Origin of the sequence: Paenalcaligenes sp. Me52 (assembly GCF_050487965.1) — a bacterium.
Taxonomy (GTDB): domain Bacteria; phylum Pseudomonadota; class Gammaproteobacteria; order Burkholderiales; family Burkholderiaceae_B; genus Paenalcaligenes.
On sequence record NZ_JBKQFO010000001.1, the window covers coordinates 1,722,107 to 1,733,993 of the forward strand.

An 11,887-nucleotide genomic window follows, 5' to 3' on the forward strand; every position below is an offset into this window, starting at 1 on the left:
CGGTTAGAAAATTAGCATATAGCTGAAAATAGCTCTACACGCTGATTTCTACCGTGCCTAGTTAGAGGAACGGGCCTGAGACCTCTGCCTTCTGCCCCACCAAGGTATTACTGCTCGTCGCTTGAGCCCTTATCATCAGTCTGCTCTGATAACAGTGCCACCGCTTTCTCTACAAAGGCTTCAGGCACCTGCAAACGCACTCCACCCAACGCATCTGAGTAAAGCCATTGCATGTTAATGGTATGTTCGTCGGCTAAAAAAACCGGAATCCCCTCGGACTCTAACAACGCACGTGCCACATGCGCTTCGTAGGGAAAACTGTATCGGCAAATAGTCACTAACATAAAAGCTCCTGAGAGTAAGTGCGCCTTAGGCTCTGCACTATCCACACCGTAGTTGTTTTCTTGCGCTTAGCGCAACATCCATTCTGCGGCATGCACCGCATGCAATTGTGTCGTATCAAACAACAGAATATTGACGTGTTGCGGCTCTATCAGCAGCGATATTTCTGTGCACCCAAGAATGACAGCCTCAGCTCCATTTTCAACTAAGCTTTTGATAATCTCAATGTAGGTAGCTCGTGAGTCGGCATCAATACGCCCCAAACACAGCTCATCATAGATGATGCGATGCACGGTATCACGGTCTTCTGTGTTCGGCGTCAACACTGTAAGGCCATGCTTATCTTCCAGCCTAGCACGGTAGAAGTCCTGTTCCATCGTAAAGCGAGTACCAAGTAACCCAACGGTTGATACACCTGCGCGTTTGATCGCTTCAGCAGTAGGATCAGCAATATGCAGCAACGGAACACGGGTTGCGCTTTCTATGGCCGCAGCCACCTTATGCATCGTATTCGTACAAAGCACCAAGCCCTCAGCGCCAGCAGTTTCCAGTCGATGAGCAACATCAGCCAATAATAGCCCGGCTTGTTCCCATTGCCCTGCATGCTGCAAGGCTTCCACCTCCTGAAAATCCACGCTGTAGAGCACGATTTTTGCAGAATGCAGACCACCCAATCGCTGCTTAATAGTTTCGTTAATCTGCCTATAGTAAGGAATGGTGGATTCCCAGCTCATCCCCCCAATCAACCCTATGGTTTTCATACATGTTTCCTTAAAGTCTGTGCTTAATTGTCGTGACGTAGAGTTGAAATAGTAGTGTACTTTTGAGCAAGGCTTCACTTTTCTCTGCCGCTTGTTACCATAGCTACTTTCCTAGCTAAACCTCGTTGGTGCTCTGCTTATGTCCTCTACCCCATTAACTATTTTGCATACCTCTGACTGGCACTTGGGGCGGTCACTGTATGGCAAGAAACGCTATCAGGAGTTTGAGGATTTTCTAAACTGGATGTTGACGCAGTTGCATGAGCAACAGGTAGATGTATTGTTAATTGCCGGTGATGTATTTGATACCACCACGCCTAGCAATAAGGCTCAAGAGCTGTACTACCATTTTCTACAGCAAGTAGCGCAGTCACCTTGCCGACATGTAGTGATTATTGCTGGCAACCACGATTCACCATCGTTTTTAGAAGCACCAAAAACGCTGCTCAGAGCACTGCAAATACATGTGGTAGGTAGCCCTAGTGCCAATATAGAGGACGATGTGTTGGTGCTCTATGATGCCCATAAACAGGCTGAACTGATTGTGTGTGCCGTGCCTTATTTGCGCGATAAAGATATACGCACCACGCAAGCAGGGGAAAGCCCAGAAGAAAAAAACCAGCACTTGCTGCAAAACATTCATGCCCACTATCACGCGATTGCCGAGCGTGCCGAGCAACTACAAGCCCAACATGCTTCACACCCACCCATCATCGCTACAGGGCACCTATTTGCGACTGGCGGACAAACCATAGATGGCGATGGCGTGCGTGAGTTATACGTAGGCTCCTTAAACCGCGTACCGGCTGCAGCTTTTTCACCGGCCTTTTCCTACGTAGCACTGGGACACTTACACGTGCCACAAATGGTGGATCAGAATCCTAACATTCGCTATAGCGGTTCACCGTTGCCCATGGGCTTTGGTGAGGCAAGGCAGCAGAAATCTTTATGTATAGTGCAACTGCTAGCTGGCCAAGCAACAGTGTCGCTCCTGCCCATTCCCGTCTTTCAAAAACTGGTTTCCATACGTGGCGACTGGCCACACATACACAATGCACTGCAACAACTTACGCCTTCTGAGCTACCTGTTTGGGTGGAAGTAATCTATGACGGCGACGAGTTGATCAGCAATTTACGGGAACGTATAGATCACACCATTGAAGGGTCTGCTGTTGACGTACTACGCGTGCAAAATCAACGCGTGATAGAGCGCCTATTGCAACGTACCCATCAAACTGAAACTTTAGAAGAAATGAGCGTGACGGAAGTGTTTGAACGTTGTTTAACAGCGCATGAAATCCCTGAAGAACAACGCCCCCTGCTGCGGGAACATTACCAGCATATCGTGCAATCGCTGGAAGAAAACGATAACCACAGTGCGTAAGGGCTAGTCATGCGAATTCTACATATACATTTCCAGAACCTGAACTCGCTGGTGGGTGAGTGGCGTATAGACCTTACCGATCCTGCCTATGAAAACAGCGGTATTTTTGCCATTACCGGGCCTACTGGTGCTGGTAAAACCACGTTATTGGATGCCATTTGTTTAGCTTTGTACGGCCAGACGCCTAGACTAGGAAAGCTCAGCAAAAGCAGTAATGAAATACTGTCACGCCAAACAGGTGAATGCTTTGCCGAGGTCACCTTTGAGTGCTCGCAAGGGGTGTTTAGATGCCATTGGAGTCAACACCGATCTCGTCGTAAAGCCGATGGAGAATTACAGACGCCTAAGCATGAGATTGCCAATGCCCAAACCGGTGCTATTTTGGCGTCTAATTTGCGCGGCGTAGCTGAACAAGTAGAAGCGTTGTCTGGTATGGATTTTGAGCGTTTCACACGCTCAATGATGCTGGCTCAAGGCCAATTTGCTGCGTTCTTACAAGCGCCCCCAGATGAGCGCGCCCCTATTCTGGAGCAAATTACTGGTACAGAGATTTACAGCCAAATATCTATTCGTGTGCACGAGGCCCGTGGCCAAGCACAGCGTGAGTTAGAGCAATTACAAAGCAGCGTATCTGGCCTACAAATTTTAAGTGCCGATGAAGAGGCTGAACTTAAGCAAGAACACAAAAACGCTCAGCAACAAGCTGAAATGCTTGAACAACAGTTGCTCCAAACACGGCAGCAGTTGCAATGGCGTGTAGGGCTAGAGACCCTAGAAACCGAACTGACTCAATTGGCTGAGTCAAAACTACAGCTAGAGCAACGCACTACTGCCTTCGCCCCCCAACAGCAAACACTGCAACAAGCGCAACGCGCATTGACACTACACGCTGGCTATACAGCACTGAGCAGCCAACGCGGGCAACAACAGGCTATTGCCCAAGAGCTAACGCAACGACAGCAGCAACTGCCTGAGCTAAACGCTCAATTAGCACAGGCTACTGCTACGCTAGAGGCTGCTAAAAAACGGTATACGGAAGCCAGTGCAGCACAACATAAGGCCTTGCCTGAATTGCGCCAGGTACGTGAGCTAGATACGCAAATCCGTGAACGCCAGACTACCCTAGCGCGTGAACAAGCAACGCTCACCGAGCAACAGCAGTTGCATAAACACTTGCAGGATAAACAGCAAGCACTTACCAACACACAAGCGCAGCAACGTGAGCAACAGCAAACGCTCGCCACACAACAAGAACAAAGTCAGTGTGATGAAGCATTAATTGGTGAGCTCGCTGGTTTAAAAAGCCGCTTTGATGCGCTGACCACACAGCTACGCTTACAGCAGCAAGCCAAGCAACAGGTGGAGTCCGCACACACCGAAGTACAGCAACATAAAACAACGGTAGCCACACAACACGACGCCTACATTCGCTCTCAAGAGCGTATTGAACACAGCGCTAAGCTACTAGCTGCCCACGAGCAGCAGTGGCAAACCGCTTTGTCTGGTCACACGCTGGCTTACTGGCAACAACAATTAGCTGACAGCAAAGCGCATCGACAAAGCTACGTCGCTATTTTGCAATGGCTGAACAAACAGAACGACTTAGCACAACGCCAACACAGCCTGCAAAATGAACACGCTTTGCAGCAACAGGCCTTCAGCCAGTCGCAAGCACACTCGCAACAGCTTGCTCAACAAGTAATAGAGCAGGAAGCGCACCATGCTTTGTTGCTCAAACAGCAGCAACTGCAGCAACAGTTGCTTTCTTTAGAGGCGGCACGTACTCAACTACACGATGGTGAACCCTGTCCCTTATGTGGTGCAACCGAACACCCCTATGCCGACCAATCGCCCACCATAAATGACAGCCTAAGCTCGGACATTGCGTCTACCGAGCAGCGCCTACGCGATTTGCGTCAACAGCATACCGATCAACGTATACTCGCAGGCCAGCTACAAGAAAAAACACATCATGCGACCCAATTGCTGGACCAAATTACCGAACAGCAACAGGAGATTGTGGCTGAGGTGACAGAGCTAGCACACAGCTTAGCCTTGCAGGAGCTGCCTGAATTCACTGTAGCCGCATTCCAAGCCTTGCAACTGGCTCATACACAAAGCTTGACCGAGCTTTCCCATAAAGTTGTTCATCTGGAGCAGTTGCAGGCCCAGCTTATAGAACAACAAAAACAACATGAACTGGCCAGTCACGAACGTACCCAACACAGCCACGCCAAAGATCTAGCAGAAAAAGAATATACCTACGCAAAAACGCGACTGACTGAAGCCAATACCCATCTAGCGACACTACAAGCAGAGCAACAGCAGATTCAGCGCAGCTTGCTTACAGAGTTGCAGCCCTATGGCATTCACGAATTAGATAGCAGCCCCACCGCGTTAGAAAGCCTGTACCTGCAACTACACCAACGCCGTACACAACGGATGGAGCGCAATCATGCCGTACAAACGCTTAGCCAGTCCATTCAAGCAACTGACATACAATTGCAAGAGCTGTCAGAACAGCTAAACACCGTGTGGCGCACGCAAGAGCAACAACAAGCTCATGTCAAAACATTAACTGGTGCCCTGCAAGCCTTGCACGAGAAACGTCAGGCACTCTTTGGTGAGCAGCAGCCTGATCAAGTAGAAGCAGCCCTACAGGCAGCACTAAACAGCGCACAACACGAGCAAGAGGCCCAGCAACAGCATTGGCGTACCGTACAGCACAATCTGCACACACAGCAGCAGCGTATTGAGGAGCTGAGTCAAAAAACGCAACAACTGACCCCTGCCCTTGAACTCGCTACTCAAGAGTTTATAAAACGCTGCCACGCACAAGGCTTTGAGGATGAAGCCAGCTTCTTAGCGGTGCTGTTGCCTGAACACGAACGTCAACGTCTAGAGCAGCAGGCACAAGCCCTGCACGAAGAGACCACAGCCCTACACAGCCTGATACGCAATAAGCAGCAACAACTGGAACGTGAGAAACTTCGTGCTCTTAGTACTGAACCTATACAAGCCTTACAAGCCCAAGAACACGATACTCAGTCGCAGTTACAGCAACTGCAACAGCGCTTGGGGGCGCTAAACAATAGATTAGAAAGCCATCAAAAGAATCTACAGCAACAAGCACAGCAACTGGAGCAGATACGTACGCAACAGCAACGTTGTGAACACTGGTCTATGCTGCACGATCTTATAGGTTCTTCAGACGGTAAAAAATACCGTAACTTTGCCCAAGGTTTAACCTTTGAGATTATGGTGGCACACGCCAACGAGCAGTTGCAAAAAATGAGCAGTCGTTATGTGCTAATCCGCGATATGCAGCAGCCCTTGGAATTAAACGTTATCGATAACGATCAAGCTGGCGAAGTGCGGTCCACTAAAAACTTATCCGGCGGCGAAAGCTTTATCGTAAGTTTGGCCTTGGCCCTAGGGCTGTCTAACATGGCCAGCCACCGTATACGTGTGGACTCGCTGTTCTTGGATGAAGGCTTTGGCACCTTAGATGAAGACGCCTTGGATGTGGCCTTAGAAACCCTGTCTGAACTGCAGCAACACGGTAAGCTCATCGGTATTATTTCGCACGTAACAGTGCTTAAAGAACGTATTAGCACACAGATTCAAGTGCTACCCCAATCAGGTGGTCGCAGCCGTTTAGTTGGCCCAGGCTGTCAAGCAATAACACGCTAGTACCTCATAGAGATCGCCATCCTAGTTCTTTATATCTAGTCAGGATGGCGACTTCTTTCTCTAGGGCTTTTTGCCTATACTCAACAGTACTGTCTGAACTGCTTTTACTAGAGGAGCTTCACCATGAATCGCCAAGAGCTAACTCAAGAAATTCTGCTCGCCAAACGTCGTCATAAGCTAAGTTGGCAACAACTGGCTGACATTATCGGCCACAGCAAAGAATGGTCTACAGCCGCGCTACTCGGGCAAATGACGCTCAATGAAAAACAAGCTCAGGCAGTCGTAGCAGCGCTAGAACTGCCCGATGAAGCGGTAGAGTTGCTGCAAGTTGTGCCGTACAAAGGTTCCTTGCCTACCTCTGTCCCTACCGACCCGCTGATTTACCGTTTTTACGAGCTGATCAACGTGTACGGCACTACGTTTAAAGAGCTAATCCACGAAGAGTTTGGTGATGGCATCATGAGCGCCATCGACTTCAATATGGATTTGTCACGCCAGCCTGACCCGAATGGCGACCGTGTGAAGATCACTATGAGCGGCAAATTTTTGCCCTATAAAACCTACTAAGATCACCACACTAAGCGCCACACTCGTGGCGCTTTTTCTTTCTGCTTTTAGAGCAGGTAGGGCTCAGACTGCGGCAGACTAAACACTGCTTTGAGATCTTGCTGAAACGCCTGTAACGCTTCGTCATCATGCTCCGTCACCCTATTGACTACCGTGTGTAAGGTCACGTCGTAATGCATTTGTGCCGGATTCAACGCCCGCATTAGCCCCTGCTGCACATATTCCTCCCCTACCTCTTGCGGTAAATAGCCTAAATGCTCGCCTGACATCACCAGAATAGCGACAGCCTCCATATTGTTAGCCGTCGCCCTGATGTTTTGCTGCGGCACTTGCAAGTGCGCCTTAGGTGGCGTGTAGCCTCGGCTCACCCATGAGTAGTTAATCGCGTCATTCACCTCTACCTTTCCCGCTTGCTCAAACAACGCATGACCACGTCCGCAGTAAGCCACCTGCTTTTCGCTTAGCAAGGTGGTGTAACGCAAGTTTTGCGTGCGACGCAGAAAATACCCAATCGCCAAATGCAGTCTGCCATATAGCAGCATTTCTTCTTGTTGATCAGGCGAGTGTATATAGAAGTTCAAACGAACAGCTTCATCGCGCTTTCTAAATCGAGCCACTACTTGGCTTAAACGCCAGCTGTCACTGCGAGACAAGTGACCGATCAACCCCACGTTTAATTGGCCAATAAGCTTCTTCTCTAGATGCTGGGTTTCTACCGCAAACTCGCTCAGATTAGACAGCAAACGACGCGCTAAATTGGTAAAACGCTCACCTTTGGCGGTAAGCCTAAAGCCGGTACGACCCCGTTCACAGAGTTTAAAGCCCAATCGCACCTCTAAGGTCGCTAACTGCGTACTGATGGTGGACTGACTAATACCCAAACGCTCCTGCGCCGCTGAAATACCATTGGCATCAACAATGGCCAAGAACACCCGTATCAGTCGTAAATCCAAATCTCTTACATTGACCAACATAGTAGAAACCCTAATATTGAAATCATTACATTGATAAACATCAATGTATCAATTCACAGCTTCTCATGGTAGCCCCCTGCTCTACGATTTACTCTGGTAGCCATCACATTTGTTTTAATTTTTAGGAGTACCCGGTTATGACTACCTTCAATCAGCCTCTTAGCGGTAACGATATGCCACGCTCTGGCGGCATCGCCACCATGATGCGTCTGCCCTACGTGCAAAGTACTGAAGGTCTAGATGTAGCCTTCACTGGCATTCCGCTGGATATTGGTACGTCCAACCGTTCTGGCACACGTTTTGGTGCCAAAGCCATTCGCTTTGAGTCCTCATTGCTGCGCCCCTATAACATGGCTACGCGTGCCGCTCCTTTTGATAGTCTGCAAGTGGCTGACGTAGGCGATATCGCTATCAACCCTTACGACCTGAAAGACTCTGTACGGTTGATCGAAGAAGGCTACAGCAAACTGATTGAATCGGGCTGTAAGCTGATCGCCTTGGGCGGCGATCACACCATGACATTGCCTATCTTGCGCGCCATTAAAAAGAAATACGGCAAAGTAGGCTTGGTACACATCGATGCACACGCTGATGTAAACGACACAATGAATGGTGAAAAGATTGCTCACGGCACACCGTTTAGACGCGCTGCGGAAGAAGACCTGTTGGATTGCGATCGCGTGGTGCAAATTGGTTTACGAGGCACAGGTTACGCCGCAGAAGATTTCGACTGGTGCACCAAACAAGGTTTCACCATCTACCAAGCACATGAATGCTGGCACCGCACTATGGAACCCATCATGGCCGAAGTACGCGCCCGCTTAGGTGATGGCCCCGTCTACTTCTCCTTTGATATTGACGGCATTGACCCTGCTTACGCACCAGGCACTGGCACACCAGAAATTGGCGGTTTAACGGTTCCTCAAGCGTTGGAGATTGTGCGTGGTCTACGTGGCGTCAACCTAATCGGTGCTGACGTAGTAGAAGTTAGCCCACCTTACGACCAAAGCGGTACTACAGCGTTGCTGGGTGCTAACTTGGCCTACGAAATGCTGTGCGTGTTCCCCGGTGTGCATTACGCCACCAAATAATCTTTACTCCTGCATCAATAGAGCTATAACAAGGAGACAACTATGGAAGTCAGTATAGATCTGGGTGTCGTCATTCTTTATGCGCTGCTTATCCTGTCGTTTGGCTGGATAGGCATGCGTCGTATACAAAATAAAGACGACTTTTTAGTGGCGGGTAGAAACTTGGGTTCAGGCTTCTATACCGGCACCATGGCGGCCACCGTATTAGGTGGAGCCGCCACCATAGGCTCGGTACGCTTAGGCTACCTGTATGGTATCTCAGGGCTTTGGCTCTGTGCCACACTAGGCTTAGGCATCATGGGCTTGAGCTGGTTGTTAGCTAAACCGTTGCTGCGTTTGCGTGTGTACACCGTGACCCAGGTGCTAGAACGCTACTACAGCCCTGCTACCCGTAATGCCAGCGCCGTAATCATGCTGGTCTATGCCTTGATGATTGGTGTGACCTCCACCATTGCTACAGGCACCATTTTGGCCGTGATCTTTGATTTGCCTTTTATCACCGGCATTATTCTGGGCGGTGGTTTGGTCGTGCTGTACGCCACCATCGGCGGTATGTGGTCACTCACGCTGACTGACATGATTCAGTTCATCATCATGACGGTAGGCTTGGTATTCATCTTGCTACCTGCATCGGTGTACAACGCTGGCGGCTGGTCTGCCATGACACAGCAATTGCCAGATGCGTTTTTCTCGTTCAGCAACATAGGCTACGACACTATTCTGACCTATTTCCTCATCTACTTTTTAGGTGTGTTTATTGGTCAAGATATTTGGCAGCGTGTGTTTACTGCACGCAGCGAAAACGTTGCCAAACGTGCAGGTATGCTTAGCGGGTTGTACTGCATTTTGTACGGTATCGCCATGGCGGTAATTGGTATGGCCGCCAGATTGGTGCTTCCAGAGCTAGATGCCCCTGATACCGCTTTTGCCGCCATGATCAACGAAGTCTTGCCTGTAGGCTTGCGTGGTCTAGTGATTGCTGCCAGCTTAGCTGCATTGATGTCTACCGCAAGTGCAGGTTTACTTGCCGCCTCTACAACAGTCGCTCAAGACCTGTGGCCACTGCTACGCGGTAAACATCACCGTGAAAGCGATTCTGTGACCTTAAACCGTGTATTCACTCTACTCTTCGGTTTACTGATGCTGGCAATCGCTCCTACCATTGGTGATGTGATTAGTGCTCTGACCATGGCTTACAACCTCCTGGTTGGCGGTATGTTGATTCCACTGATTGGTGGGATATTCTGGAAGCGTGCCACGACACGTGGTGCCATTGTGAGCATGGCAACGGGTGCAATTACAGCCTCGGTATTTATGCTTAAAGATGGCTTGCTCGCTAATACCCCTATCTATTTCAGTTTGAGCATCGGGCTAATTACCTTTATTGTGTTTAGCCTTACAGACCCTAACCCGCGCCGTACCAACGTTGTGCCAACCCCTAGCCCTGTTTCTGGAGAATAATGATTATGCAAAGCTGTAGTGAATATCTGGTTCGACAATTGGAGCATTGGGGAGTTGAACAGGTATTTGGCATCCCCGGCGTGCATACCATTGAGTTGTATAGAGGGTTGGAAAATAGCCGTGTTCGCCACGTCACCCCACGCCATGAACAAGGCGCAGGGTTCATGGCAGACGGCTACGCCCGAGCCACAGGCAAACCGGGGGTATGTTTTATTATCACCGGCCCCGGCATGAGCAATATTTTGACGGCCATGGGGCAAGCCTTGGCAGACTCCATTCCCATGCTGGTGATTTCCAGCGTGGGGCGACGCGATACCTTAGGTAGCCAACAAGGTAGGCTGCACGAGCTCAGCTCGCAGCAAGCCTTGGTAAGCCAAGTAGCACGCTTTAGCCAAACCATTCTGGACCCACTGCAACTGCCTCATGCGTTGGAACGCGCGATGGCCATCTTTAGCTCGGGCAAACCTGGCCCGGTGCACCTAGAGATTCCCATAGACTTGCTCACCGCGCCACTCAACACGCCGGTACAAGCCTTGCCTACTTTCTATAAAGCTGGCCCGCACCCCGACGCCGTAGCCCACTGTGCACAACTGCTGCAAGCGGCCAAACAGCCTTTACTGTTAGTGGGTGGTGGTTGCGTGGACAGTGCTGACACTATTCAACGTTTGGCAGAAACGCTGAATATCCCTACAGTCACGACCATCAATGCTAAAGGTGTATTGCCAGGTAGCCTGCATCAACCTCATCCGTTAGATTTAGGCGCCAATGCGGCCTTCCCTGCCGTGCGCAAACTCGCAGCACAGGCCGATGTCATTTTGGCATTGGGCACAGAGTTGGGCGAAACCGACTATGACGTGGTGTTTGATGACGGCTTTATCCTGCAAGGCAAGCTGATACGTGTTGATATAGATGCGTCACAATTAGTAGGCAATCAACGTCCTCATATCGCTTTAGTGTCTGATGCGGGAGAGTTTGCTCGCGCACTGCTCACGCATTTCCCTCAATCATTACCCAACGCTGGCGCTAGCGTCGTGGCCGAAGTACGGGCTGCGCTAGCACTAGAGTCTGATCCCGCTTTCACGCCTTTCTACCCTCTGTATAAAACGCTGGAACAGCACTTGCCTAACGCCACGTTCGTAGGCGACTCAACGGCTACTGTTTATGCAGGCAACCATATCTGCAACTTGCCTGCGGCGCGTCATTACTTTAATGCCTCCACGGGGTATGGCACGTTGGGCTACGCACTGCCTGCAGCCTTAGGCGCTAAGCTTGGGCGTCCTCATGGCCCTGTGGTTGCCTTGATGGGTGACGGCGGCATCATGTTCACCGTCGCCGAGTTAGCAACGATGGTGGATGAGCAGCTCAATGTTCTGGTACTGATCTGGAACAACACAGGCTACGACGAAATTCGTCGTGCCATGGATAGAGCATCCGTTGCCAGAATAGGCGTGAACATTCCACCACCAGATTTCCAAGCACTTAGCCAAAGCATTAGTGCCGCCTACGAACATGTACAAAACCCTGCCCAGTTGTCTGAACAACTACAACACTGGCAGCAGGCTGCTCCGCTCATCATAGAAATCGACGCTCACGCGTGGATCGCAACGTTGTAAA

At 50.1% G+C, this 11,887-nt stretch carries 9 protein-coding genes; 6 read left to right on the forward strand and 3 right to left on the reverse strand.

Features of this window, described 5'->3' with window-relative positions; all coding sequences use genetic code 11:
• Positions 1-107 precede the first annotated feature (107 nt).
• Complete coding sequence (locus ACLO87_RS08095; RefSeq protein ID WP_135861916.1) at positions 108-344, reverse strand: putative signal transducing protein; 237 nt, start codon at positions 342-344, stop codon at positions 108-110.
• Between the two features lie 66 nt (positions 345-410).
• A complete protein-coding gene (locus ACLO87_RS08100; protein WP_430223332.1) occupies positions 411-1,103 on the reverse strand; it encodes an aspartate/glutamate racemase family protein in 693 nt (230 codons plus the stop codon).
• Between the two features lie 139 nt (positions 1,104-1,242).
• On the opposite strand from ACLO87_RS08100, the gene ACLO87_RS08105 reads away from it, so the two are divergent.
• The 3 genes from ACLO87_RS08105 (at position 1,243) to cynS (ending at position 6,747) form a co-directional block, all read left to right on the forward strand.
• Positions 1,243-2,487, forward strand: a complete 1,245-nt coding sequence (locus ACLO87_RS08105) for an exonuclease SbcCD subunit D C-terminal domain-containing protein (RefSeq protein ID WP_430223333.1) — start codon at positions 1,243-1,245, stop codon at positions 2,485-2,487.
• Positions 2,488-2,496: 9 nt separating this feature from the next.
• The gene (locus ACLO87_RS08110; protein WP_430223334.1) at positions 2,497-6,180 is read left to right on the forward strand and encodes an AAA family ATPase; all 3,684 of its coding nucleotides are present in this window, start codon (positions 2,497-2,499) and stop codon (positions 6,178-6,180) included.
• A gap of 123 nt (positions 6,181-6,303) precedes the next feature.
• Positions 6,304-6,747 (forward strand): cyanase, encoded by a 444-nt coding sequence (gene cynS / locus ACLO87_RS08115; protein WP_430223335.1) that lies wholly within the window; start codon positions 6,304-6,306, stop codon positions 6,745-6,747.
• Positions 6,748-6,794: 47 nt separating this feature from the next.
• On the opposite strand, the gene ACLO87_RS08120 is transcribed toward cynS, so the two are convergent.
• Entirely contained in the window at positions 6,795-7,721 is a 927-nt protein-coding gene (locus ACLO87_RS08120; RefSeq protein ID WP_430223336.1) for a LysR family transcriptional regulator, read from the reverse strand.
• A gap of 137 nt (positions 7,722-7,858) precedes the next feature.
• On the opposite strand from ACLO87_RS08120, the gene speB reads away from it, so the two are divergent.
• Genes speB through ACLO87_RS08135 form a run of 3 tightly spaced genes read left to right on the forward strand, consistent with a single transcriptional unit; the run spans position 7,859 to position 11,886 of the window.
• The gene (speB, locus tag ACLO87_RS08125) at positions 7,859-8,812 is read left to right on the forward strand and encodes an agmatinase (RefSeq protein ID WP_135863169.1); all 954 of its coding nucleotides are present in this window, start codon (positions 7,859-7,861) and stop codon (positions 8,810-8,812) included.
• Between the two features lie 42 nt (positions 8,813-8,854).
• Positions 8,855-10,273, forward strand: a complete 1,419-nt coding sequence (locus ACLO87_RS08130; protein ID WP_135863167.1) for a sodium:solute symporter family protein — start codon at positions 8,855-8,857, stop codon at positions 10,271-10,273.
• 5 nt (positions 10,274-10,278) lie between these two features.
• Positions 10,279-11,886 (forward strand): 5-guanidino-2-oxopentanoate decarboxylase, encoded by a 1,608-nt coding sequence (locus ACLO87_RS08135; RefSeq protein ID WP_430223337.1) that lies wholly within the window; start codon positions 10,279-10,281, stop codon positions 11,884-11,886.
• The last annotated feature ends 1 nt before the right edge of the window (position 11,887 follow it).

What these genes read in the sequence shown, in the direction of transcription:
- ACLO87_RS08120 (WP_430223336.1), bottom strand. Translation starts at nt 7,721, where the DNA reads ATGTTGGTCAATGTAAGAGATTTGGATTTACGACTGATACGGGTGTTC.
- ACLO87_RS08105 (WP_430223333.1), top strand. Translation starts at nt 1,243, where the DNA reads ATGTCCTCTACCCCATTAACTATTTTGCATACCTCTGACTGGCACTTG.
- cynS (WP_430223335.1), top strand. Translation starts at nt 6,304, where the DNA reads ATGAATCGCCAAGAGCTAACTCAAGAAATTCTGCTCGCCAAACGTCGT.
- ACLO87_RS08130 (WP_135863167.1), top strand. Translation starts at nt 8,855, where the DNA reads ATGGAAGTCAGTATAGATCTGGGTGTCGTCATTCTTTATGCGCTGCTT.
- ACLO87_RS08135 (WP_430223337.1), top strand. Translation starts at nt 10,279, where the DNA reads ATGCAAAGCTGTAGTGAATATCTGGTTCGACAATTGGAGCATTGGGGA.
- ACLO87_RS08110 (WP_430223334.1), top strand. Translation starts at nt 2,497, where the DNA reads ATGCGAATTCTACATATACATTTCCAGAACCTGAACTCGCTGGTGGGT.
- ACLO87_RS08095 (WP_135861916.1), bottom strand. Translation starts at nt 344, where the DNA reads ATGTTAGTGACTATTTGCCGATACAGTTTTCCCTACGAAGCGCATGTG.
- speB (WP_135863169.1), top strand. Translation starts at nt 7,859, where the DNA reads ATGACTACCTTCAATCAGCCTCTTAGCGGTAACGATATGCCACGCTCT.
- ACLO87_RS08100 (WP_430223332.1), bottom strand. Translation starts at nt 1,103, where the DNA reads ATGAAAACCATAGGGTTGATTGGGGGGATGAGCTGGGAATCCACCATT.